The organism is Kitasatospora sp. NPDC093679, assembly GCF_040683455.1.
Taxonomy (GTDB): Bacteria; Actinomycetota; Actinomycetes; order Streptomycetales; family Streptomycetaceae; genus Kitasatospora; species Kitasatospora arboriphila.
This window is the reverse complement of record NZ_JBFBDW010000052.1, coordinates 1-22,594: the sequence shown is the minus strand read 5'-3', so window position 1 is coordinate 22,594 and position 22,594 is coordinate 1. Positions and strand designations below refer to the sequence as shown.

21 protein-coding genes are annotated in these 22,594 nt (G+C 73.3%); 16 read left to right on the top strand and 5 right to left on the bottom strand.

Annotated elements, in window-relative coordinates:
• Positions 1-26 precede the first annotated feature (26 nt).
• Complete coding sequence (locus AB0O09_RS30970; protein WP_363547350.1) at positions 27-1,163, bottom strand: MBL fold metallo-hydrolase; 1,137 nt, start codon at positions 1,161-1,163, stop codon at positions 27-29.
• A gap of 297 nt (positions 1,164-1,460) precedes the next feature.
• Between AB0O09_RS30970 and fabG the strand changes: the two genes are divergently transcribed.
• Both fabG and fabI read left to right on the top strand, forming a co-directional pair.
• Positions 1,461-2,180: a 3-oxoacyl-[acyl-carrier-protein] reductase gene (fabG, locus tag AB0O09_RS30965; protein WP_344621908.1), complete on the top strand. Its 720-nt coding sequence runs from the start codon at positions 1,461-1,463 to the stop codon at positions 2,178-2,180.
• Positions 2,181-2,183: 3 nt separating this feature from the next.
• The gene (gene fabI, locus AB0O09_RS30960; protein ID WP_363547347.1) at positions 2,184-2,951 is read left to right on the top strand and encodes an enoyl-ACP reductase FabI; all 768 of its coding nucleotides are present in this window, start codon (positions 2,184-2,186) and stop codon (positions 2,949-2,951) included.
• A gap of 207 nt (positions 2,952-3,158) precedes the next feature.
• Here the strand turns inward: fabI and AB0O09_RS30955 are convergent, their stop codons facing one another.
• Positions 3,159-3,842 carry a FadR/GntR family transcriptional regulator gene (locus AB0O09_RS30955; RefSeq protein WP_363547346.1) on the bottom strand — a complete coding sequence of 228 codons (684 nt, stop codon included), beginning with the start codon at positions 3,840-3,842 and terminating at the stop codon, positions 3,159-3,161.
• 109 nt (positions 3,843-3,951) lie between these two features.
• On the opposite strand from AB0O09_RS30955, the gene AB0O09_RS30950 reads away from it, so the two are divergent.
• The 3 genes from AB0O09_RS30950 to AB0O09_RS30940 all read left to right on the top strand — a co-directional run bounded on the left by AB0O09_RS30950 (position 3,952) and on the right by AB0O09_RS30940 (position 6,026).
• Positions 3,952-5,244 carry an MFS transporter gene (locus AB0O09_RS30950; RefSeq protein ID WP_363547344.1) on the top strand — a complete coding sequence of 431 codons (1,293 nt, stop codon included), beginning with the start codon at positions 3,952-3,954 and terminating at the stop codon, positions 5,242-5,244.
• Between the two features lie 43 nt (positions 5,245-5,287).
• Entirely contained in the window at positions 5,288-5,410 is a 123-nt protein-coding gene (locus AB0O09_RS30945) for an SGM_5486 family transporter-associated protein (RefSeq protein ID WP_263103153.1), read from the top strand.
• Positions 5,411-5,498: 88 nt separating this feature from the next.
• Complete coding sequence (locus tag AB0O09_RS30940; protein WP_363547341.1) at positions 5,499-6,026, top strand: histidine phosphatase family protein; 528 nt, start codon at positions 5,499-5,501, stop codon at positions 6,024-6,026.
• Between the two features lie 104 nt (positions 6,027-6,130).
• Here AB0O09_RS30940 and serB read toward each other — a convergent pair whose 3' ends face one another.
• Positions 6,131-7,387, bottom strand: a complete 1,257-nt coding sequence (gene serB, locus AB0O09_RS30935) for a phosphoserine phosphatase SerB (protein ID WP_363547338.1) — start codon at positions 7,385-7,387, stop codon at positions 6,131-6,133.
• A gap of 218 nt (positions 7,388-7,605) precedes the next feature.
• Between serB and AB0O09_RS30930 the strand changes: the two genes are divergently transcribed.
• The 3 genes from AB0O09_RS30930 (at position 7,606) to AB0O09_RS30920 (ending at position 12,106) form a co-directional block, all read left to right on the top strand.
• Positions 7,606-10,170 carry an FHA domain-containing protein gene (locus tag AB0O09_RS30930; protein WP_363547336.1) on the top strand — a complete coding sequence of 855 codons (2,565 nt, stop codon included), beginning with the start codon at positions 7,606-7,608 and terminating at the stop codon, positions 10,168-10,170.
• A 144-nt stretch (positions 10,171-10,314) separates the two neighbouring features.
• Positions 10,315-11,466 (top strand): GAF domain-containing sensor histidine kinase, encoded by a 1,152-nt coding sequence (locus tag AB0O09_RS30925; RefSeq protein WP_363547333.1) that lies wholly within the window; start codon positions 10,315-10,317, stop codon positions 11,464-11,466.
• Between the two features lie 10 nt (positions 11,467-11,476).
• Positions 11,477-12,106, top strand: coding sequence for a response regulator transcription factor (locus tag AB0O09_RS30920; RefSeq protein WP_344622036.1), 630 nt, complete (start codon positions 11,477-11,479; stop codon positions 12,104-12,106).
• Between the two features lie 60 nt (positions 12,107-12,166).
• Here AB0O09_RS30920 and AB0O09_RS30915 read toward each other — a convergent pair whose 3' ends face one another.
• Positions 12,167-12,964, bottom strand: coding sequence for a hypothetical protein (locus tag AB0O09_RS30915; RefSeq protein WP_363547330.1), 798 nt, complete (start codon positions 12,962-12,964; stop codon positions 12,167-12,169).
• 198 nt (positions 12,965-13,162) lie between these two features.
• Between AB0O09_RS30915 and AB0O09_RS30910 the strand changes: the two genes are divergently transcribed.
• The 7 genes from AB0O09_RS30910 (at position 13,163) to AB0O09_RS30880 (ending at position 20,054) form a co-directional block, all read left to right on the top strand.
• Positions 13,163-13,954 (top strand): ABC transporter ATP-binding protein, encoded by a 792-nt coding sequence (locus AB0O09_RS30910; protein WP_344621899.1) that lies wholly within the window; start codon positions 13,163-13,165, stop codon positions 13,952-13,954.
• A 221-nt stretch (positions 13,955-14,175) separates the two neighbouring features.
• Entirely contained in the window at positions 14,176-14,586 is a 411-nt protein-coding gene (locus tag AB0O09_RS30905; RefSeq protein WP_317634107.1) for an NfeD family protein, read from the top strand.
• A 9-nt stretch (positions 14,587-14,595) separates the two neighbouring features.
• A complete protein-coding gene (locus AB0O09_RS30900; protein WP_363547327.1) occupies positions 14,596-15,588 on the top strand; it encodes an SPFH domain-containing protein in 993 nt (330 codons plus the stop codon).
• Positions 15,589-15,711: 123 nt separating this feature from the next.
• The gene (locus tag AB0O09_RS30895; RefSeq protein WP_363547324.1) at positions 15,712-16,494 is read left to right on the top strand and encodes an NAD(P)H-binding protein; all 783 of its coding nucleotides are present in this window, start codon (positions 15,712-15,714) and stop codon (positions 16,492-16,494) included.
• A 130-nt stretch (positions 16,495-16,624) separates the two neighbouring features.
• Entirely contained in the window at positions 16,625-17,392 is a 768-nt protein-coding gene (locus AB0O09_RS30890; protein ID WP_344621896.1) for a sulfite exporter TauE/SafE family protein, read from the top strand.
• A 111-nt stretch (positions 17,393-17,503) separates the two neighbouring features.
• On the top strand, positions 17,504-17,800 hold the full coding sequence (locus AB0O09_RS30885; RefSeq protein WP_363547321.1) for a 4a-hydroxytetrahydrobiopterin dehydratase: 297 nt from the start codon (positions 17,504-17,506) through the stop codon (positions 17,798-17,800).
• A 97-nt stretch (positions 17,801-17,897) separates the two neighbouring features.
• Positions 17,898-20,054 carry a PQQ-binding-like beta-propeller repeat protein gene (locus AB0O09_RS30880; RefSeq protein WP_363547318.1) on the top strand — a complete coding sequence of 719 codons (2,157 nt, stop codon included), beginning with the start codon at positions 17,898-17,900 and terminating at the stop codon, positions 20,052-20,054.
• Positions 20,055-20,184: 130 nt separating this feature from the next.
• On the opposite strand, the gene AB0O09_RS30875 is transcribed toward AB0O09_RS30880, so the two are convergent.
• Entirely contained in the window at positions 20,185-20,694 is a 510-nt protein-coding gene (locus tag AB0O09_RS30875) for an HNH endonuclease (RefSeq protein WP_344621893.1), read from the bottom strand.
• A 248-nt stretch (positions 20,695-20,942) separates the two neighbouring features.
• Between AB0O09_RS30875 and tyrS the strand changes: the two genes are divergently transcribed.
• Positions 20,943-22,208, top strand: a complete 1,266-nt coding sequence (tyrS, locus tag AB0O09_RS30870) for a tyrosine--tRNA ligase (RefSeq protein WP_363547435.1) — start codon at positions 20,943-20,945, stop codon at positions 22,206-22,208.
• Positions 22,209-22,594: the final 386 nt, after the last annotated feature.

Here is a 22,594-nt window from a genome sequence, read left to right as displayed (position 1 = left end):
GCCGCACCACCCGTACCGACGGTCCGTCAGGCGACCGTCTCCCACCAGCCGTCCAGCTCCTGCGGCTGGTCGACGTCGACCCGCTCGCCGGGCCGCGGCACGACCAGCGGCACGGCCTGCGCCTTGGCCTCCACCAGCAGCCGCTCGATCGGCTCCGCCCACGGGTGCAGGCCCAGGTTGAAGGTGCACCAGTGCACCGGCACCAGCAGCCCGGCCTTCAGCTCCCGGTGGGCGCGGACGGCGTCCTCCGGCGTCATGTGGATGTCGGCCCACGCCTCGTCGTACGCGCCGATCTGCACCAGCGCCGCGTCGAACGGGCCGTGCTGCTCGCCGATCCGCGCGTAGCCCTCGAAGTAGCCGGAGTCGCCGGTGTAGTACACCTTGCGGTTCGGCCCGGCGATCACCCAGGAGCCCCACAGCGTGGTGTTGCGGGTGGTGCCGCGGCCGGAGAAGTGGTGCGCCGAGGTCAGGGTGAGGGTGAGCGAGCCCAGGGTGCAGGTCTCGTCCCAGTCGAGCTCGATGATCCGGTGCTCCGGCACGCCCCAGCGGCGCAGGTGGCTGCCGATGCCCAGCGGCACCAGGAACGGCGCCGACTGCAGGGTGACCAGCCGCTTCACGGTCGCCATGTCGAGGTGGTCGTAGTGGTCGTGCGAGATCAGCACCGCGTCCACCGGCGGCAGCTCGGAGAGCGCGGCCGGCACGGGGTGCAGCCGCTTCGGGCCGACGTGCGCGGACGGGGAGCAGCGGTCGCTCCAGATCGGGTCGAGCAGCACCCGGCTGCCCTCGATCTCCACCAGCACGGAGGCGTGCCCGTACCAGACCACCTCCACCCCCTCGGCGGGCCGCTCGCCGTGCTGCGGGCGCACCGTCGGCACCGGCAGCGCGGGGGTGCGGCCCTCGCGGTCGAACAGCATCCGGCGGACCGTCTCGGCACCGGGCGTGGACGCGCGTGCCAGCTCGGAGGGGGCGTTGTGGAACACGCCGTCCCGGTACTGCGGGGAGCGGCGGATCCGCTCCTCGCGCTCGCCGTCCGGCCGTCCGCCGAACGCCGCCGGCAGGTCGCGCAGCGCCCACGCCGCGCCGCCCGCCGCGGCGGCCAGCGCGGTCAGGGCCAGCAGGCGGCCGCGCCGCCCGGTCGAACCGGTGGGCCGTACCTCGGTCATCCGTGCTCCCGCTCTCTCGTCACCGACCGTGTGCCGGGCCTCGCTGATGGTGCGGCCCGCGACCGGGGCGCCCAGAGGGCAACGGGTACGGCCCGCCCGGTTGTTCCCGTCCAAGTCGGACGCGTTGTCGGGATGCGACAGTTCCCGCCGGACGGACCTGTGGGAGGTCGATTCGCCGCAGGATCACCGGGACCGATAGCGTCACAGTGCGTACGCGTCACGGCGTACCGCTGCGGCCCGGCGGCCAACCGGCCGCCGCTCGACGGGCCGCCGCCAACTACGGAGAGAGGTGGATCGTTGAGCCGCTCGGTTCTCGTCACCGGAGGCAACCGGGGCATCGGCCTCGCGATCGCCAAGGCCTTCGCCGAAGCCGGCGACAAGGTCGCCATCACCAGCCGCTCGGGCGAGGTCCCGGCCGAGCTGGCCGCGCACGAGGTCCTCGCCGTCAAGTGCGACATCACCGACGCGGCCCAGGTCGACGCGGCCTTCGCCGAGATCGAGGAGAAGCAGGGCGCCGTCGAGGTGCTGGTGGCCAACGCCGGCATCACCAAGGACACCCTGCTGCTGCGCATGTCCGAGGACGACTTCAGCTCCGTCATCGAGACCAACCTCACCGGCACCTTCCGGGTGGTCAAGCGCGCCGCGACCAAGATGCTCCGCGCCCGCAAGGGCCGCGTGGTGCTGATCTCGTCCGTGGTGGGCCTGCTCGGCTCGCCCGGCCAGGCCAACTACGCCGCCTCCAAGGCCGGCCTGGTGGGCTTCGCGCGCTCCCTCGCCCGCGAGCTCGGCTCCCGCAACATCACGATCAACGTGGTCGCGCCCGGCTTCGTCGACACCGACATGACCGCCGTGCTCAGCGAGGACCGCCGCAAGGAGATCGTCGCCGGCGTGCCGCTCGGCCGTTACGCCGCGCCCGCCGAGGTCGCCGCCGCGGTCCGCTTCCTCTCCTCCGACGAGGCCGCATACATCACCGGAGCCGTCATTCCCGTCGACGGCGGATTGGGCATGGGTCACTGAACCATGAGTGGAATCCTTGAGGGCAAGCGCATCCTGATCACCGGTGTGCTGATGGAGTCGTCCATCGCCTTCCACACCGCGAAGCTGGCCCAGGAGCAGGGCGCGGAGATCATCCTCACCGCCTTCCCCCGGCCGAGCCTCACCGAGCGCATCGCCAAGAAGCTGCCGAAGCCGGTGAAGGTCCTGGAGCTGGACGTCTCCAGCGAGGAGCAGCTGGCCGGCATCGCCGACCAGGTCCGCGAGCACCTGCCGACCCTCGACGGCATCGTCCACTCGATCGGCTTCGCCCCGCAGGACGCGCTCGGCGGCAACTTCCTCAACACCCCGTGGGAGTCCGTCGCCACCGCCATGCAGGTCTCCGCCTTCTCGCTGAAGTCGCTGACCATGGCGCTGCTGCCGCTCATGCAGGACGGCGGCTCGGTGGTCGGCCTGACGTTCGACGCGCAGTTCGCCTGGCCGAAGTACGACTGGATGGGCCCGGCGAAGGCCGCGCTGGAGGCGACCAACCGGTACCTCGCCCGCGACCTCGGCGAGCGCAACATCCGCTGCAACCTGATCTCGGCGGGCCCGATCGGCTCGATGGCCGCCAAGTCCATCCCGGGCTTCGGCGAGCTGGCCGACACCTGGAACCAGCGCTCGCCGCTCAAGTGGGACCTCTCGGACCCGGAGCCGGCCGGCCGCGGCGTCGTCGCCCTGCTCTCCGACTGGTTCCCGAAGACCACCGGCGAGATCGTCCACGTCGACGGCGGCCTGCACGCCATCGGCGCCTGACGGCCCGCGCACCGCTGGGTGCACCTTGAGGGGCGCGGGGAACTGCGCGCATCGGAAGACGGCTGGGCTCGGCCTCTCCCGTCTCGCGCAGTTCTCCGCGCCCCTTTCGGGTTTGCCCGAACGGACAGGGCCCGCCGCTCCCGAGGCGCGCAGTCCGCCCCCGGCCTTCGGCCGGGAGGTGCCCCCGCGCCCCCGGAGTCGCTGCCCCTAGTCGCTCTGGGCGGCCTCGCTGCCGCAGGCGCCGATGGCGCGGCCGGCCTCGGCGGAGGCCCGCTGGGCGTCGCCGCCGCGGATGGCGTCGAGGATGCCGTCGTGGCCGACGTACCGTTCGGCGATCAGCTCGGGGCCGACGTCGTGCCGCAGGTGCGCCCGCATGACCTCCCCGAGGTCCGCGTAGACCGCGGCGAGCACCTCGTTGTGGGCCGCCGCGACCACCGCGGAGTGGAAGGCCGCGTCGGCCTGCACGAAGTCCTCCGGGTCGCCGGAGTGCCAGGCCCGCTCGCGGCGGTCGAGCGCCGAGCCGAGCAGTTCGAGGTCCCGGTCGGTGCGCCGGGAGGCGGCCAGCCCGGCGGCGGACATCTCCAGGGCGGCGCGCAGTTCCGCGACCTGGGACTGGTCGGCGTCCGCGAAGCGGCGGTGCATGACGCCGGCGAGTTCGCTGGTGGCCAGCACGTACGTCCCCGAGCCCTGCCGGATGTCGAGCAGGCCGTTGTGGGCGAGCGCCTTCACCGCCTCGCGGACGGTGTTGCGGGCGACGCCGAGCTGCTCGACGAGGGCGGCCTCGGTGGGGATGCGGGAGCCGACCGGCCATTCGCCCGAGGTGATCTGGGCCCGCAGCTGCGCGATGACCTGATCGGACAGCGGGGTTCGGCGGGTGCTGGACAGCGCCATGGCTCGGACTCCTCCTCTTCCTCGCTCCCCCGGGGGAGGAGCCTCAGACCTTAGCCGTTTCGGGACGTTCTGGCGCGAGCATTCATCCCATCATTCTATGATGGGCGCTATGTCGACCGCAGCGGACTCCGCCACCCACCGCCGCGCCGAGCCCGTCCCGGCCGCGCCCGCGCCCTCCCGCGCCCGTCTCCAGACCGTCCTCCTCGCCGTCGGCATCGCGCTGGCCGCCGTCAACCTGCGCCCCGTGGTCACCAGCCTCGGTCCGCTGCTCGACGACGTCCGGGCCGACCTCGGCATGAGCGCCGGCGTCGCCGGCCTGCTCACGGCGGTGCCCTCGCTCTGCTTCGCGCTGTTCGGCCTGGCCGCCCCCGCGCTCGCCCGCCGGATCGGCCCGATCGCGGTGGTCGCGGCCGGCATGGGCGCGATCACCCTCGGCGTGCTGGCCCGCTCCTACGCCGGCGGCACCGCCGTCTTCCTGCTGCTGACCGCCGTGGCCCTGGCCGGCGTCGCGGTCTCCAACGTGCTGCTCCCGGTGGTCGTGAAGCGCTGGTTCCCGCACCGGGTCGGCCCGATGATCGGCCTCTACTCGATGGCCCTGTCGGTCGGCACCTCGCTGGCCGCCGCCGCCACCGTCCCGCTGACCGCGGAGATGGGCGGCAGCTGGCGGGCCGGCCTCGGGATCTGGTCGCTGCTCGCCGCCGCGGCGCTGGTGCTGTGGGCGGTCGTCGCCCTGCTGCGCCGCGACCGCTCCGGCGGCGGGCGGCCGGCGCAGGGGGAGGGGCGGACGGCCGCGGAGCCGTCCGGGCCGATCGTCCGCAGCCGGACGGCGTGGGCGCTCGCCGTCTTCCTCGGCCTGCAGGCCACCAGCGCCTACGCCACGATGGGCTGGCTGCCGAAGATCTACCAGGACGCCGGGGTCTCGGACGGCGCCTCCGGCGTGCTGCTGGCCGTGGTCATGGCGGTGAGCGTGCCGGCCTCGTTCGTGCTGCCGAGCCTCGCCGCCCGGCGCGGCGACCAGCAGCTGTTCGTCGTGGTGCTCGGAATCTGCGGCATCGCCGGCTACACGGGCCTGGCGTTCGCCGCGGGCACCGCCTCCTGGCTGTGGGCCTGCCTGGTCGGCCTGTCGATGTGCGCCTTCCCGCTGGCCCTCACCATGATCGGCCTGCGGGCGCGGACCCCGGGCGGGGTGGCGCGGCTGTCGGCGTTCTCGCAGTGCGTCGGCTACCTGATCTCCATCCCCGGGCCGATCGCGGTCGGCGCGGTCTACCAGGCCACCGGCAGCTGGTACCTGCCGCTCGGCCTGCTCGCCGCCCTGCTGGTGCCGCAGATGGTGTTCGGCGCGCTGGCCGGCCGGCCCCGGCACATCGAGGACGAACTGCCCCGCGTCCCCGCCACGGCCTGACCCCGGTTTCCGGACGGAACCGTCGGAATGCGACACTCTGCGCATGCCAGTTCTCGAACCCGAGCCGCAGGACGGCCAGAAGAAGCTGCTCCAGCTGATGGGCGTGATCGCCGGGGTGGTCGTGCTCGTCGCCGTGATCGCCATGGTCGCCGCCCGCCTGGGCTGACGGGGTCCGCACACCGTCTCCACTCCTGCGGGTGGCGACCGCGCGGACCCCGCGCCCGGGAGCACATTTTCTGCAAAGCTCTAGGGGTATGAGCGCCGACACACCCCGAAGGATCATCGTTCTCCGTCATGCCAAGGCCGACTGGCCGAACCAGGTGGCCGACCACGAGCGGCCGCTGGCCGACCGCGGGCGGCACCAGGCGCCGGAGGCGGGCCGCTGGCTGGCCGATTCCGGCATCAACCCCGACTACGTGCTCTGCTCCACCGCGCTGCGCACCAGGGAGACCTGGAAGCTGGCGGCGCACGAACTGCCCAAGCGCCCGCGCCGCACGGTCTACGAGGACCGGGTGTACGAGGCCAGCCCGGGCGAGATCATCGCGGTGCTCCAGGAGACCCCGGACGAGTTCGCCGACCTGATCCTGATCGGCCACAACCCGGGCGTGCTCGGCCTCACCCAGGTCCTCGCCGGCGACGAGGGCGACGTGGACGCGCTCAACCGGCTGAGGCTCAGCAGCTTCCCGACCGCCGCGATCGCCGTCCTCAGCTTCGCCGGCCCCTGGAAGTCGGTCGAGCCCGGGGTCGCCAAGCTGGACTCGTACCACACGCCGCAGGACTGAGACCCGGCCCGGGACGGCCGGTACGCCGGGACGGCCGGTACGTGAAGGGTGGCCGGGGCCTACGCCCGAGCCACCCTCCGTGCTGGTGCGGTGCCGCCGCCGGATCAGTCGGTGACGCTGCCGTCCAGGGCGTCCGCCGCCTCGACCTCGTCGCGGGTGATGCCCAGCAGGTAGAGCACGGTGTCCAGGAACGGCACGTTGACCGCGGTGTGCGCGGCCTCGCGGACCACCGGCTTCGCGTTGAACGCCACGCCCAGCCCGGCCGCGTTCAGCATGTCGAGGTCGTTGGCGCCGTCGCCGATCGCCACCGTCTGCGCCAGCGGCACCCCGGCCTGCTCGGCGAACCGGGCCAGCCAGCGGGCCTTGCCCGCGCGGTCCACGATCTCGCCGGTGACCCGGCCGGTGAACCTGCCGTCCGCGACCTCCAGGGTGTTGGCGGCGGCGTAGTCCAGCCCCAGCTGCTCGACCAGGTGGTCGGTGACCTGGGTGAACCCGCCGGAGACGATCGCCACCTGGTAGCCGAGCCGCTTCAGGGTGCGGATCAGCGTGCGGGCGCCCGGAGTCAGCCGAACCTCGGCGCGGACCTTCTCCACCACGGCGGCGTCCAGTCCGGCCAGCAGCGAGACGCGGGCCCGCAGCGACTCCGCGAAGTCCAGCTCGCCGCGCATCGCGGCCGCCGTCACCTCGGCGACCTCCGCCTCGCAGCCGGCGTGCGCGGCGAAGAGCTCGATCACCTCGTCCTGGATCAGCGTGGAGTCGACGTCCATGACCACCAGGCGCTTGGCCCGCCGGTGCAGGCCGGCGCCGACCACCGCGATGTCCACGCCCAGCGCCGAGGCCTCCGGCGCCAGCCGGGCCCGCAGCTGCTCGGTCGGCAGACCGGAGACGGCCAGCTCCACCGCGGTCACCGGGTACTTGGCCAGCCGGAACACCCGGTCGATGTTGCCGCCGGCCTCGCTCACCAGCCCGGCCAGCGCGGCCACCGCCGCGGCGGTCAGCGGGTGGCCGAGCACGGTGACGTGCGAGCGGCCCTCGCGGCGCGGCCGGTTGTCGCCGGTGCCGGAGATGATCTCGGCCTGCAGCTTGAGCTCCTCGGCCCAGCGGTGCACCGTCACGCGCAGCCCGCCCTCGGACGCCTGCCCGGAGGGCGGCGTGACCAGGGCGCACAGCGTTATCCGGCCACGGGTCACGACCTGCTCGATGTCGATCACGTCCACGCCGTACTCGGCGAGCGTGGCGAACAGGCCCGCGGTGATACCGGGGCGGTCCTTGCCGAACACCTTGACGAGCAGCGTCCGCTCGTCGTCGGTCCGTGGCTGCTGGGCGGGGCCGGGCTCGGCGGCCGGATCAGTCGCGTTCATGGTGCCTCCCACGCTACCCGCCCGGCGCGCGGTGCCACGCCCGGCGTCCGCACGCTGGGACGACGCGGCGGCCCCGATTTCGTTGCCGCCCGGTCACAAAGGCCGAGGTGACTTTCAGGTACGACCGCGGGGCTGGAATGATTCCCCCGTCAGATCAGACGCACAACTCCCCACGTGGGGAGCCAATCGGGGGACCGAGAGAGCGGGGGCAGGCGGACGTGCCGCAACTCGTACTGGAGCTCAACGGGCAGCAGACCGTCCTGGAGCCGGGCCGCGCGTACACCATCGGACGGGACCCGGCCTCGGACTTCACGTTCGAGGACGCCAGGGTCTCGTGGCGGCACGCCACGATCGCCTTCGACGGGGCGGGCTGGCAGCTGCAGGACCACGGATCCACCAACGGCACCTACGCGGGCGGTGCCCGCACCCAGCACGTGCCGCTCCACCCCGGTGCGGTGGTCAACCTCGGCAACGCCGAGAACGGGCCCCGGCTCGCGTTCTCCGCGCCGGCCCAGGCGCCCGCGCCGCAGCCCGGCGTGCACGAGGCCGTGACCAGCCGGGCCGCACCGCCGCCGGCCGCTCACCAGGCCCCGGCCAACCAGGCACCCGCCCAGCAGCCCTGGGCGCAGCACCAGCAGCCGCCCGTCCACCAGCAGTGGGACACCCCGGCGCCGCAGCCGGTCGTGCCGCACCAGGGGCAGCAGCACGCCCCCGTCCCGCCGCAGCAGGGCCGGTCGCCGCTGCCGAACGGGCTCGGCAACCCGACCATGGTGCGCAACCTCACCGCCGGCATGCGCACCATCCGCATCGGCCGCGCCCTGGACAACGACATCGTCGTCTCCGACCTGCAGGTCTCCCGCCACCACGCGGAGCTGCGGCAGCTCGCCGACGGCCGATGGGAGATCGTCGACCTCGGCAGCCACAACGGCATCTTCCTCAACGGCCAGCCGGTGCAGCGCCAGCTCATGGGCCCGCAGGACCGCCTGACGGTCGGCCACTCCAGCTTCGTCCTGGTCGGCGACCAGCTGCAGGAGTTCGTCGACACCGGCGCCGTCACCTTCTCCGCCCGCCACCTGACCGTCGAGGTCGAGTTCAAGGGCGGCAAGAAGGTCCTGCTCAACGACGTCTCCTTCTCCGTCCCGGAGAAGTCCCTGGTCGCCGTCATCGGCCCGTCCGGCTCCGGCAAGTCCACCCTGCTGCGCGCCCTGACCGGCTACCGCCCCGCCGACCGCGGCGAGGTGCTGTACGACAACCACAACCTGTACCAGCAGTTCGCCGAGCTCCGCTCGCGCATCGGCCTGGTGCCGCAGTCCGAGATCCTGCACAAGGAGCTCACCGTCCGCAGCGGCCTCAAGTACGCCGCCCGGCTGCGCTTCCCCGGTGACACCGAGGCCGCGGAGCGCGAGCGCCGGATCGACGAGGTGCTGTACGAGCTGCGCCTCGACAAGCGCGCCGACAACCGGATCACCGCCCTCTCCGGCGGCCAGCAGAAGCGCGTCTCGGTCGCCCTGGAGCTGCTCACCAAGCCGTCCCTGATCTTCCTGGACGAGCCGACCTCCGGCCTCGACCCCGGCATGGACCGCGAGGTCATGCAGACCCTGCGGGGTCTGGCCGACGACGGCCGCACCGTCCTCGTCGTCACCCACTCGGTGGCCGAACTCGCGCTCTGCGACCGGCTGCTGGTGATGGCGCCGGGCGGCTCGGTGGCCTACTTCGGCCCGCCGTCCGAGGCCCTGCACTTCTTCGGCTACGAGACCTGGGCCGACGTCTTCCAGGCCTTCGAGAACTACCCCGACCACGACTGGGCCGGCCGCTACAAGGGCTCCGTCCACTACCGGCAGTACTCCGCCGACGTGGACGCCCCCGTGCAGCACGCCACCCCGAGCGTGCCGCTGGCCCAGGTTCGCCCGCCGAAGCCGCAGAGCTGGGGCTCCCAGCTGTGGACGCTGATCAGCCGCTACCTCGCGGTGATCGGCTCCGACAAGGGCTTCATGCTGCTCTCCCTGGTGCTGCCGCTGGTCCTCGGCGGGGTCTCGGTGCTGATCCCCGACCACTGCGGACTGGCCGCCTGCCAGGCCTCCGGACGCAACGACATCGCCAAGATGATCCTGCTGGTGGTGGCCTTCGGCGCCTGCCTCTCCGGCTCGGCGAACTCCGTCCGAGAACTGATCAAGGAACGGGCGATCTACGAACGGGAACGGGCCACCGGCCTCTCCCGCTCCGCCTACCTGGTCTCCAAGATCGTCGTGCTCGGCCTGGTCAGCTTCGTCCAGGGCGGCGTCATCTCCGCGATCGCCTTCAAGACCCGCGACCTGCCCGCCGAGGGCCTGCTGCTGAAGAGCATGCCCGCCGCCGAGATGGCGATCGGCGTGATCCTGCTGAGCTTCACCTCGATGCTGGTCGGCCTGACCATCTCGGCGCTCGTGAAGACCGCCGAGAAGACCATGCCGCTGCTGGTCATGTTCGCCATCGTGCAGATGGTCTTCACCGGCGCCATCTTCCAGGTCTTCGACAAGCCCGGCCTGGAGCAGTTCGCCTGGCTGATGCCCGGCCGCTGGGGCCTCGCCGCGACCGGCAACACCCTCGACCTGGCCCACAGCTCCGCCGTCACCTACAACACCGACGTCCGCCCGCCCACGCCGGTCGTCGACCCGCTGTGGGACCACACCGTCGGCCACCTCTTCCTCAACTGGTTCGCCCTGATCGCCATCTCCGTCGGCCTCGCCTTCCTCATCCAGCGCTTCCTGCGCCGCCACGAGCCCGAGGTCATGCAGAAGGGCTGACACCCGCACCGCACACCACGGGCGGCACCCCCGGCACCGGGGGCGCCGCCCGTCGGCGTACCCGGGCCGGAGGCCGCCGTACGCCCCCGGACCTAGGCCGGTCGCCCCATGCCCCGGCCCCCCGCCCGGCGGTAGCGTGGGGGCATGCCGCCCGAGGAGCCCGCCCCCGCCTGCGACCCCTGCCTGGGCGGGATCGAGGCGATCAGCACCGCCGTGCTCGCGATGAGCCGTCACCTGGAGGTCCGCGAGGTCCTCCGGCGGATCACCGCCTCCGCCCGCGCCCTGCTCGGCGCCGAGTACGCCGCCCTCGGCGTCCCCGACGACCACGGCGGCTTCGCCCAGTTCGTCGTCGACGGCGTCACCGACGAGCAGTGGCGCGCGATCGGCCCGCTGCCCCGCCAGCACGGCGTCCTCGCCGCGATGCTCCACGAGCTGACGCCCACCCGGCTCGCCGACGTCCGTACCGCGCCCGACTTCGGCGGCTGGCCCGCCGCCCACCCCGAGATGACCGACTTCCTCGGCATGCCGATCGTCGACGGCACCGAGATCCTCGGCGCCGTCTTCCTCGCCAACAAGCCCGGCGGCTTCACCGCCCACGACGAGGAGCTCCTGCGGATCCTCGCCGCGCACGCCGCCCTCGCCCTCTCCAACGCCCGCCTCTACGAACGCAGCCGCGAACTCACCCTCGCCGGGGAACGCGCCCGCATCGCGCACGACCTGCACGACGCCGTCTCGCAGAAGCTCTTCTCGCTGCGCCTCACCGCCAAGGCCGCCGCCACCCTCGTCGACCGCGACCCGGACCGGGCCCGCGCCGAACTCGCCGAGGTCGCCCGCCTCGCCGCCGAGGCCGCCGACGAACTGCGCGCCGTCGTCGTCGAACTGCGCCCCGCCGCACTGGAGGAGGACGGCCTCACCGCCACCCTCGCCTCCCAGGTCCAGGTGCTCGACCGCGCGCACACCGCCGCCGTCAGCTTCAGCGCCCTGCACATGAAGGCACTGCCCGCCGCCCAGGAGGCCGCCCTGCTGAGGGTCGCCCAGGAGGCCCTGCACAACGCACTGCGGCACTCCGGCGCCCGGACGGTCGACGTCACCCTCGCCGGGACCCCGGCCCGCGGCGCCGTCCTGCGGGTCGCCGACGACGGGCAGGGCTTCGACCCCGACTCCGTCCGGCGGGCCGGCCGCCACCTCGGCCTGGTCTCGATGCGGGACCGCGCCGCCGCCGTCGGCGGCACCCTCACGCTGGAGTCCGCCCCGGGCAAGGGGACGGTCGTGGAGATGGAGGTCCCCGGTGCCTGACAGCCGGTCGATGATCCGCGTGCTGCTGGTCGACGACCACCAGGTCGTCCGGCGCGGACTGCGCACCTTCCTGGAGGTCCAGGACGACATCGAGGTGGTCGGCGAGGCCGCGGACGGCGCCGAGGGCGCCGCCCTCGCCCAGCAGCTCGCCCCCGACGTCGTCCTGATGGACCTCAAGATGCCCGGCGTCGACGGCATCGAGGCCCTCAAGATCCTCCGCGACCAGGGCAACCGGGCCAAGGTCCTGATCGTCACCAGCTTCACCGAGCACCGCACCGTCGTACCCGCCCTGCGGGCCGGCGCGGCCGGCTACGTCTACAAGGACGTCGACCCGGAGGCGCTCGCGGGCGCCATCCGCTCGGTGCACGCCGGACACGTGCTGCTCCAGCCCGAACTCGCCGAGGCGCTGCTCTCCGACGACGGCCCGCGGCCCGCCCAGGGACGCGGCGGCACCCTCACCGACCGCGAGCGCGAGGTGCTCGGCCACATCGCGGACGGCCGCTCCAACCGCGAGATCGCCCGCGCGCTGCACCTCTCCGAGAAGACGGTGAAGACCCACGTCTCCAACATCCTCATGAAGCTCGACCTCGCCGACCGCACCCAGGCCGCCCTCTGGGCCGTCCGCAACGCCGAGGCGTAGGGCCGGGCACCCGCCGGGGAGCACCTCCGGGGGCGCCGGCCCGCGCCCCCGGTGGTCGGCCTACCGGGGCTCGTCGACGAGGGCGTTGTAGGCGGCGACCTGGGCGCGGCGGGCCGTGCGCTCCAGCGGGGCGAGGACCTCGCGGCGGGCCGCCATCTCCGAGGCGGAGACCGCCGCGCCGTGCCCGCCCGCGGCGATCGACAGCAGGGCCGACACCTGCCGGGCGGATTCCAGCACCCGTACGGCGCGGGCCGGGTACCCCGGCGCCAGCAGTTCAAAGTGCCCGCGCCGGCGGTACGACTCCAGCGCCTTCAGCGCCTCGGGCCCGGCGCCGGCGACGTCGAGGCGGGTGAGCAGCACGGTGGCCTGCCGCAGCCCGTCCGCGAGCTCGAACTCGGCCTCGTGCAGCGAGGGGACGTCCGCCGGCGGGGTGTCGTTGACCTCCGAGCAGCGCCACAGCACGGTCGCCGAGCGGTCCCCCTCCGGGCCGAAGACGCTGACCTCGGGCACCAGCCCGATCGGTACGCCGACCGCCAGGACGGCCTCCCCGGCGCCCATCGCCCCGGCGTTGAACGGAGCCGGCCCGGTCAGCCCCAGCGGGTGGCCGGCCGAGGGCAGTGCGAGCCGCAGCCCGCGGACGCCGAGGACGCGGAGCCGTCCGAGCGCCCAGGTGAGGCCGTGCAGCTCGCCGTCCGCGTCGCCGGGCAGGCCGGTGACCCGGTGGGACTCGTCGCCGCCGATGACGGCCGCGGCGGCGTCGTCGGGCGAGGCGGAGCCGGCGAGCAGGGCGTTGCCCCAGGCGGTGAGCCGGGCCGAGCGCGGCTCCAGGAAGGGATTGTCGGCAGGTGTGGCGAGCATCCCGCCAGCCTACGGACAACTCCGCCATCGGCGTGGCGTAGGTTTGGGCTGTGCTGTGCGCGGCGCATCCCGTCCCGCCCGCCGGACCGGCGGGAGTACGCTGCCCGCGCACCGACTGTCGAGACCACTGGACCGAACCCCGAGGCCCGATGCCGCCGGCCCTCGGACGGCCGACATCTGCATTGGGGAAGGCTAGGCATGAGTGACGTGCTGGAGCTCGTCGACGTTTCCGTGGTCCGGGAGGGTCGCGCGCTGATCGACCGGGTCTCCTGGGCGGTCGCCGAGGGCGAGCGCTGGGTGGTCCTGGGTCCGAACGGGGCGGGCAAGACGACGCTGCTGCAGGTCGCCTCCACGTACCTCTTCCCGACCTCCGGCACCACCGCGGTGCTCGGCGAGAAGCTCGGCTCGGTCGACGTCTTCGAGCTGCGGGCCCGGATCGGCCTGGCGAGCGCCGCGATGTTCGACAAGCTGCCCGGCGAGCAGACCGTGCTGCAGACGGTGCTGACCGCGGCCTGGGGCATGACGGCCACCTGGAACGAGCAGTACGACAGCAGCGACGAGGCCCGGGCGCTGGCCCTGCTGGACCGGCTCGGCATGGCCGGTTACACGACCCGCAAGTTCGGCACCCTCTCCGAGGGCGAGCGCAAGCGCACCCTGATCGCCCGCGCGCTGATGACCGACCCCGAACTGCTGCTGCTGGACGAGCCGGCCGCCGGCCTCGACCTCGGCGGCCGCGAGGACCTGGTGCGCCGCCTCGGCGCGCTCGCCCAGGACGAGTACGCGCCGTCGATGGTGATGGTCACCCACCACGTCGAGGAGATCGCCCCGGGCTTCACCCACGTGCTGATGATCCGTCAGGGCAAGGTGCTGGTCGCCGGTCCGATCGACACCGAGCTGACCGCCCGCAACCTGTCGCTCTGCTTCGGCCTGCCGCTGACCCTGGAGCGCCGCGGCGACCGCTGGTCCGCGCAGGGCCTGCCGATGGGCTGACCGCCCGTCCGCGACGGCCGCCGGGCCGCGCACCCGCTCCGGCGGGCGCGCGGCCCGGCGGCCGTTCCGGTGCCCGCGGCGGCGCCGCCCGGTGGCGCTGAACCACTGAACTCCGCTGAACACCCGCCCCCCGTACGGGCGGCCGGTTTCCGCCTGTTCACCTGCGGGAAGCTAGGCGTCACAAGCATCCCCCTCCCTAGGATGGCGTCGTGGACAGCTGGATCTGGTGGCTCCTGGCCGCCGTCGGCCTCGGCATACCGCTGGTGATCACCGCGATGCCGGAGTTCGCCATGTTCGCGATCGGAGCGGGTGCCGCGGCGCTCACCGCGGCGCTCGGGGCCGGGGTGGTGCCGCAGTTCCTGGTGTTCGTCGCGGTGTCGGTCGCCCTCCTGGTGTTCGTCCGGCCGATCGCGTACCGCCAGTTGCAGAAGGGCCCGGCGATCAAGACGGGCATCGAGGCGCTCGAGGGCGCCACCGCAGTCGTACAGGAGAAGGTCGACGGGGAGGGCGGCCGGATCAAGCTCAACGGCGAGATCTGGTCGGCCCGGGCACTCCACCCCGGCAGTGTCTACGAGCCGGGGCAGCAGGTCGACGTCGTCGAAATCCAGGGCGCCACCGCCCTGGTCGTCTAGGGGAGAATCGTGGAACCCGTCCTCATCGTGCTGGTCGTCCTGGTCGTGGTGGCCTTCATCGCGCTGATCAAGACGATCCAGGTGATCCCGCAGGCCAGCGCGGCGATCGTGGAGCGCTTCGGCCGCTACACCCGCACGCTGAGCGCGGGACTCAACATCGTGGTGCCGTTCATCGACACCATCCGCAACCGCATCGACCTCCGCGAGCAGGTCGTGCCGTTCCCGCCGCAGCCGGTCATCACCTCGGACAACCTGGTCGTCAACATCGACACCGTCATCTACTACCAGGTGACCGACCCGCGGGCCGCGACCTACGAGGTCGCCAGCTACATCCAGGCCATCGAGCAGCTCACCGTCACCACGCTGCGCAACATCATCGGCTCGATGGACCTCGAGTCCACCCTGACCTCCCGCGAGGTCATCAACGCGGGCCTGCGCGGCGTCCTCGACGAGGCCACCGGCCGCTGGGGCATCCGCGTCAACCGCGTCGAGCTGAAGGCGATCGAGCCGCCGACCTCCATCCAGGACTCGATGGAGAAGCAGATGCGCGCCGACCGTGACAAGCGCGCCGCGATCCTCACCGCCGAGGGCGCCCGGCAGGCCCAGATCCTGCGCGCCGAGGGCGAGAAGCAGGCCGCCGTCCTGCAGGCCGAGGGCGAGGCGCAGGCCGCGGTGCTGCGCGCCGACGGTGAGGCCGCCGCGATCCGCACCGTCTTCGAGGCCATCCACGAGGGCGACGCCGACCAGAAGCTGCTCGCCTACCAGTACCTGCAGACCCTGCCCGAGCTCGCCAAGGGCGACTCCAACAAGCTGTGGATCATCCCGAGCGAGGTCGGCGACGCGCTCAAGGGCCTCGGCGGCGCCTTCACCGGTCTGACCGGCGGCAACGGCGCCGGCCCGGCCGCCGCGGCCGCCCCGCGCCCGGTGGACACCGAGACCAAGCACATCGCCCGCCCCCGGGTCGAGACCACCCGCGAGTACCCGCGGATCGACCCCGAGTGAGCCGGCCGTAAGGCCCCGGCAGACCCCTCCGGCCTGCGCCGCCCGTACCGGGCCGGCGCAGGCCGGCTCCGCATGTCGCACCCGGGCATGTCACACCCGCACGGGCTGCGTCGTCCCCCTGGCATGAGAATCGCCATCGTCGGAGGAACGGGGACGCTGGGAAGCCACGTCACCGAGGAACTGCGCGCCCGCGGCCACGAGGTCCGGGTGCTGAGCCGCCGTTCGCCCGAGCACCCGGTCGACCTGACCACCGGGGCCGGACTGGCCGCCGCCCTGGCCGGCTGCGAGGTCGTGGTCGACGCCGCCAACAGCCGCTCGGCGAAGGGCGCCGAACGCACCCTGGTCGACGGCACCAGGAACCTCCTCGCCGCCGAACGCGCCGCCGGCGTCGGCCACCACGTCTGCGTCTCGATCGTCGGCTGCGACCGGGTGCCGGTCGGCTACTACGCGGTGAAGACCGCCCAGGAGCGGGCCGTCGCCGAGGGCCCGGTGCCGTGGACGGTCGTCCGGATCACCCAGTTCCACGAACTGATCGGCGAGGCCTTCGCGGCGCTCGGCCGCTGGCGCCTGCTGACCGTGCCGAAGGCCCGGCTGCAGACGATCGCCGCCGTCGACGCCGCCCGTGCCGTCGCGGACGCCGCCGAACGGCCCGCCCGCCTCGGCCGGACGGAGGCCGCCGGCCCGGAGACGGCCGACGCCCGCGAACTCGCCCGCACCTGGCGGGCCGTCACCGGCCGCCGCGTCCTGCAACTGCCCCTGCCGCTGCCCGGTGCCCTCGGCCGGGCCCTGCGCGCCGGCGGCCTCACCACGGACCGGCCCGACACCCGCGGCACGACGACCTTCGCCGACTGGCTGGCGGGTGCCACCGCCGCCGCCACCGCACCGAACCGCACGCCCGCCCGGTGACCGCCCGGCCCCGCGGGAGGGCGGCGAGCCCCCGCGGGGCCGGAGCGGTCCGGATCGTGGATCACCCCTGGCCCGGCCCTCCCTCCTCCGGCATGATCCTTAGTGACAGGAGCGAAGGAGGGAATCACGGATGTCGGTCTGGGAAGCGCTGGCGGTCCTGCTGGCCGGTGTGGGTGCGGGCACCATCAACACCGTCGTCGGCTCCGGCACGCTCATCACCTTCCCGGTGCTGCTCGCCCTCGGCCTGCCGCCCGTCACCGCCAACGTCTCCAACACCCTCGGCCTGGTGCCCGGCTCGATCAGCGGCGTCATCGGCTACCGCCGCGAACTCACCGGCCAGCGCCGCCGGCTGCTCCGCCTCGGCACCGCCTCCCTGATCGGCGGCCTCACCGGCGCCTACCTGCTCACCAAGCTCCCCAGCAAGGCCTTCGACGCCATCGTCCCCGCGCTGATCCTCTGCGCCCTCGTGCTGGTCGTGATCCAGCCGCGGGTCTCCCGCGCCGTGGCCGCCCGCCGCGGCCGCGGCGGAGGCAGCAGCAGCACCGAGGGCGGGCCGCTGCTCTTCGCCGGCGTCCTGCTCGCCGGCGTGTACGGCGGTTACTTCGGCGCCGCCCAGGGCGTCCTGCTGCTCGCCCTGATGGGCATGCTGCTCCAGGACGACATGCAGCGGATCAACGCCACCAAGAACGTCCTCGCCCTGATCGTCAACGGCGTCGCCGCCGTCTTCTTCCTCTTCGTCGCCCCGATCGACTGGACGGCCGTGCTGCTCATCGCCGCCGGATCGGTGGTCGGCGGCCAGATCGGCGCCAAGGTCGGACGCCGCCTGCCCCCGCCCGTGCTGCGGACGGTCATCGTCGTGGTCGGCCTCGCCGCCGTCACCCGGCTGCTGCTCACCTGACACCCGTGTCGCCCGGCCGCGGCGGCCCCGCCTTCCTATGCTCCTTGTGACGCACCCCGCGGCCGGCGGCCCGCCCGCCGCGGGCCCGCCAGCGACCCACCGGGAGCACCCGTGAGCCGAACCCGGCTGACCGAGGACGAGATCACCACCGCCCTGGCCGCCCTGCCCGAGTGGCACCGCGAGGGCGAGGCGATCGTCCGCACCGCGGAGACCGCCAGCTTCATGACCGCGATCCGGGTCGTCGACACCGTCGCCGTCGCCGCCGAGGAACTCGACCACCACCCCGACATCGACATCCGCTGGCGCACCCTGCGCTTCACCCTCTCCACCCACAGCGCGGGCGGCCTCACCGGCCTCGACACCACCCTCGCCGCCCGCATCGACGACGTGCTGCGCACCACGTCCTGAGGCCCGGTCAGCCCGCAGCGCACCCCGTTCCGGCGGGGTGCTCCGGCCGCCATGAGATGCTGGGCGCTTGCAGCAGCAGTCGGGACGGACGGATTTCATGGCTCAGGACCCTCCCCGGACGTACGACCAGGGGTACCCGCACGACGGCACCGGGCAGCAGCCCGCCGCCGCCCAGGACTACCAGCAGCAGCAGGGCTGGTACCAGCCGCAGACGGACCAGCCGGCCGACCAGTGGGCGGCCGCCCAGCAGCAGCCGTACCAGACCGGGGCGGACCAGCAGGCCTGGCAGCAGGGCGCCGACCAGCAGGCATGGCAGCAGCAGACCGCCGCCTGGGACCCGCAGACCGCCCAGGCCTACCAGCAGCAGGCCTACCAGCAGCAGGCGTACCAGCAGCAGGGCTACGACCAGCAGGCGTACCAGCAGCAGGCGGGGCAGCAGGGCTACGACCAGCAGACGGGCCAGCAGCAGGCGTACGACCAGCAGACGGGCCAGCAGGGCTACTACGCCGGCGGCTACGAGCAGATCCCGCAGCAGCAGACCGGCGACCCCTACCAGGCGAACGCCGGATACACCGACCCCTACGCCGCCTACGGCGCGAGCTCCACCGGCACCGCCGACGCGTACGCCCAGATCACCCCCGAGCCGTCGCTCTACGCCCCGGCCGACCAGGCGCAGGACAGCTGGCAGACCCAGCAGCAGGAGATGCCGACCGTCGGGTTCCCGGACACCGGCGGCCGGGGCACGGCCTTCCCGGCCGACCCCGACGGCAGCCCCGAGGCCGGTTCCGGGGGCACCCTCAGCCCCTACGTCGTCACCCGCGACGACAGGTACGGCGACGACCGCGACGACACGGACGGCAACGGGCCGGCCGGCCGCCGCTCGATCGCCGACCGCGCCCGGGCCGCCGCGACCGCCGTCGTCTCCGCGGACCACGGACCCGGCCGCCGCACCCTGCTGATCCGGGCCGGCGCCGGCGCCGCGGCGCTCGCCGTCCTGGTCACCGCCGCCGTCCTGGTGACCGGCGGCGACGACGGCGAGAAGTCCGGCGGGGGCGGCTCGGACTCCGCCGCGGCCCGCACCTACACCGTCGCCCACGCCAAGGCCTGGGCCGCCAAGCCCGCCGCGGGCGCCCCGGCCTCCGCCGACGACACCCTCGCCGGCTCCTGGATCACCGCCGACGCGGTGGTCCGCGCCGACGGCACCGGCGTGCAGGCCTACGCCCTCGCCGACGGCAAGCCCACCTGGTCCGTCACCGCCCCCAGCCAGGGCGCCGCCCCGTGCGGCCTCTCCCCGACGGTCAACACCGCCGGCCTCGGCGGCGTGCTCTTCCGGAACGGCAGCGACCCCAAGAGCCCCTGCACCGTCCTCGCCGCCGTCGACACCAAGACCGGCAAGACCGCCTGGACGAAGAACCTCTCCGACACCAAGGACGGCTACGACGCCAAGGTCTCCGTCCTCGACGACAAGGTCGTCGCGGTCGGCGAGGACAAGGCCTTCGCCTGGGCCGCCGCGGACGGCAAGGACCTCTGGCAGTACACCGGCCAGGGCAAGTTCTGCAGCCTCTCCGGCGGCGCGAGCGGCGCCACCGTCGTGCTGCACAGCAGCTGCGCCGACAGCACCCCCACCGACCAGGCGGTCGCCCTCAACGCGGCCGACGGCAAGGTGAAGTGGTGGCGCGGGCTGAACAACAAGCCCAAGACCGTCACCGTGCTCTCCGCCGAACCCGCCGTCGTCGCGACCACCGGTGAGAAGCCCGCCGACGACCGGATCTTCGCCTGGGGCACCGCCGGCGACCCCGCCACCGAGATCCCGGTCACCGGCGACGCCGGCCGCCTCGACGTCGGCCGCGGCACCTTCGACACCGCGCCGACCGTCTTCTTCCACCAGAACACCATGGTCGCCGCGCTCGGCCCGGCCGACGGCGTCGGCCCGGCCACCTCGGTCACCGCCTACGACCTCGCCACCGGCAAGCCCACCTGGACGACCGCCGTCGCGGAGAAGCGCAAGTCCCGCGCGGTCGGCCTGGACGGCGGCGGCCTGCTGCTCGCCGTCGACGAGCGCCTCGACCAGCCCGCCCACATCAGCCGCTTCGCCCTCGCGGGCGGCCAGGAGACCCAGGGCGGCGCCTTCCCGCTGGGCACCGGCTCGCTGCTCACGGCCGGCCGGCTGCTCTCCGCCGACGGCAAGGTCGTCGTGCTCCCCGAGCACTCGGCCAACTTCGGCAGCGCCACCGCATTCCAGGCCAAGGGCTGACGCACCCCACGCCGCCGGCCGGCCCGTCCCCCGATCGGGCCGGCCGGCGGCGTGGGTGCACGGGGACGGGTCTCCGCCCCCGGTCTGCGGCCGGCGCCCGTGCGGGCACCGGCCCGTCGGGCAGCGCCGGTCAGGCGCTGGCAGGCAGCCAGGCGGCGAGCTCACGCAGCTCACTGCCGCGCAGGCCGAGGGCGAGCATCAGCGTCGCCTCCGGCGTCGGCTCGAACGGCCGCCGCAGCAGCTTCATCCCGGCCTGCTCGGGCGTCCGGTCGGCCTTGCGCTGGTTGTCCTCCGGGCACGCGGCCACGGTGTTCATCCAGCTGTCGGCACCACCGCGCGACTTGGGCACCAGGTGGTCCACGGTGGTCGCCCGGCGGCCGCAGTAGGCGCACTGGTGCTGGTCCCGGACGAGCACGCCCCGCCGCGACCACGGCGCGTGTTGTCGGAAGGGCACCCGCACGTACCGGTTCAGCCTGATCACCCGGGGGACCGGAACGGCCACACCGGTACCGCGCACCATCCCCAGCGGATGGGCGTGCTCCACGACCGCCTTGTCCTGCAGGACGAGCACCACGGCGCGCTTCAGCGACACCGTCGTCAGCGGCTCGTAGCTCGCATTCAGTACCAGCGTGTTGCGCATCGTTCCGGCCACCTCCCCTGTGCGGCCGTGCCGCCAGGCACGACCGTCCCGTCCTCGCCGCACTCGGCGGTGGGTCCACTGTGAACTCGCGTGGCCACCGGCAACAACGGAATTTCCGTCCGCCCCCCGGCCGGGCCGAAATCCGCTGGCCCGATGCGCGTACTCTCTAGAACGCTGGAGTCGTCCAGGCGCGGGGCCCACGGCGGGCCGCGGACAACGCCGGACGCGACCGAAGGAGAAGCGTGACCGTGACGGACATCGTCGACGAGCTCCGGTGGCGTGGGCTGATCGCCCTGTCCACCGACGAGGACGCACTGCGCAAGGCGTTCGCGGACGGCCCGGTCACGTTCTATTGCGGCTTCGACCCGACGGCGCCCAGCCTGCACCTCGGCAACCTGGTGCAGATCCTCACCATGAAGCGCCTGCAGCTGGCCGGAAACCTGCCCCTCGGCCTGGTCGGCGGGGCCACCGGCCTGATCGGCGACCCCAAGCCGACCGCCGAGCGCGTGCTCAACGACCCCGAGACGGTGGCCGGCTGGGTGGAGCGCCTGCGCGGCCAGATCTCGAGGTTCCTCGACTTCGAGGGCGAGTACGCGGCCCGCATGGTCAACAACCTGGACTGGACGTCCGGCATGTCGGCGATCAGCCTGCTGCGCGACGTGGGCAAGTACTTCCGGGTCAACAACATGATCGCCAAGGAGGCGGTCGCCCGCCGGCTCAACTCCGACGCGGGCATCAGCTACACCGAGTTCAGCTACCAGATCCTCCAGGGCATGGACTTCCTGGAGCTGAACCGCCGCTACGGCTGCGCCCTGCAGACCGGCGGCAGCGACCAGTGGGGCAACCTCACCGCCGGCACGGACCTGATCCGCAAGGCCGAGGGCAAGTCCGTGCACGCGCTTGCCACCCCGCTGATCGTGAAGGCCGACGGCACCAAGTTCGGCAAGACCGAGTCCGGAACGGTCTGGCTCGACCCCGAGCTGACCACCCCGTACGCCTTCTACCAGTTCTGGCTGAACGCGGACGACCGGGACGTCTCGAACTTCCTGCGGATCTTCTCCTTCCGCTCGCGCGAGGAGATCGAGCAGCTGGAGCGGGACACCGCGGAGCGTCCGGCCGCGCGCCTCGCCCAACGGGCCCTCGCCGAGGAGCTCACCACGATGGTGCACGGCGCCGAGCAGTACGAGCGGGCGGTCGCCGCCTCCAAGGCGCTCTTCGGCCAGGGCGACCTCGCCGACCTGGAGCCGGCCACCCTGGCGGCCGCGCTCGCCGAGGTGCCGAAGGCCACGGTCACCGAGCTCCAGTCGGTCGTCGACCTGCTGGTCGAGACCGGGCTCGCCCCGAGCCGCTCGGGTGCCCGCCGCACCATCAAGGAGGGCGGCGCCTACCTGAACAACGCGAAGGTCGCCGACGAGGAGGCCGTCCCGGCCGCCGAGGACCTGCTGCACGGCCGTTGGCTGGTGCTGCGGCGCGGCAAGCGCAATCTCGCCGCGGTCGAGGTCGCGTCGAACTGACGTCAGGTGGCTTGAACCGCAACGCGGTTGAGCTGCCACGACACCCCACAGGGGCCGGATCCAGCCAGATCCGGCCCCTGGTGTTTGACGCTCGCAGTCCAGTGCCCTAACGTTGGACGAGTCGCCGAAACTGGTTGCGAACCGGTAACGGCCCCCTTCCTCCGACGAGTCGACCGTCGCACACCCCTTCGAGAAATCGACCGGGAAATGCACGCGAAAAACTCTGGTAGAGTTCGGGAGCGCCGAAAGGCGGAAAGCGAATCAGAAAAACCCCGGTAAAACGGCCGGGCGCGGATCTGATAAGCTGGAAACACGAAAGAGCGAAACGCCCGGAGGGTCCGCTGGAAGGCGGTCCGAAGGAAGTGTCCGTTCCTTGAGAACTCAAC

Excerpts from the sequence above, each read along its gene's own strand:
- AB0O09_RS30970 (WP_363547350.1), bottom strand. The coding sequence starts at position 1,163 with ATGACCGAGGTACGGCCCACCGGTTCGACCGGGCGGCGCGGCCGCCTG.
- fabI (WP_363547347.1), top strand. The coding sequence starts at position 2,184 with ATGAGTGGAATCCTTGAGGGCAAGCGCATCCTGATCACCGGTGTGCTG.
- AB0O09_RS30955 (WP_363547346.1), bottom strand. The coding sequence starts at position 3,842 with ATGGCGCTGTCCAGCACCCGCCGAACCCCGCTGTCCGATCAGGTCATC.
- AB0O09_RS30950 (WP_363547344.1), top strand. The coding sequence starts at position 3,952 with ATGTCGACCGCAGCGGACTCCGCCACCCACCGCCGCGCCGAGCCCGTC.
- AB0O09_RS30945 (WP_263103153.1), top strand. The coding sequence starts at position 5,288 with ATGCCAGTTCTCGAACCCGAGCCGCAGGACGGCCAGAAGAAGCTGCTC.
- AB0O09_RS30940 (WP_363547341.1), top strand. The coding sequence starts at position 5,499 with ATGAGCGCCGACACACCCCGAAGGATCATCGTTCTCCGTCATGCCAAG.
- serB (WP_363547338.1), bottom strand. The coding sequence starts at position 7,387 with ATGAACGCGACTGATCCGGCCGCCGAGCCCGGCCCCGCCCAGCAGCCA.
- AB0O09_RS30925 (WP_363547333.1), top strand. The coding sequence starts at position 10,315 with ATGCCGCCCGAGGAGCCCGCCCCCGCCTGCGACCCCTGCCTGGGCGGG.
- AB0O09_RS30920 (WP_344622036.1), top strand. The coding sequence starts at position 11,477 with ATGATCCGCGTGCTGCTGGTCGACGACCACCAGGTCGTCCGGCGCGGA.
- AB0O09_RS30915 (WP_363547330.1), bottom strand. The coding sequence starts at position 12,964 with ATGCTCGCCACACCTGCCGACAATCCCTTCCTGGAGCCGCGCTCGGCC.
- AB0O09_RS30910 (WP_344621899.1), top strand. The coding sequence starts at position 13,163 with ATGAGTGACGTGCTGGAGCTCGTCGACGTTTCCGTGGTCCGGGAGGGT.
- AB0O09_RS30895 (WP_363547324.1), top strand. The coding sequence starts at position 15,712 with ATGAGAATCGCCATCGTCGGAGGAACGGGGACGCTGGGAAGCCACGTC.
- AB0O09_RS30890 (WP_344621896.1), top strand. The coding sequence starts at position 16,625 with ATGTCGGTCTGGGAAGCGCTGGCGGTCCTGCTGGCCGGTGTGGGTGCG.
- AB0O09_RS30880 (WP_363547318.1), top strand. The coding sequence starts at position 17,898 with ATGGCTCAGGACCCTCCCCGGACGTACGACCAGGGGTACCCGCACGAC.
- AB0O09_RS30875 (WP_344621893.1), bottom strand. The coding sequence starts at position 20,694 with ATGCGCAACACGCTGGTACTGAATGCGAGCTACGAGCCGCTGACGACG.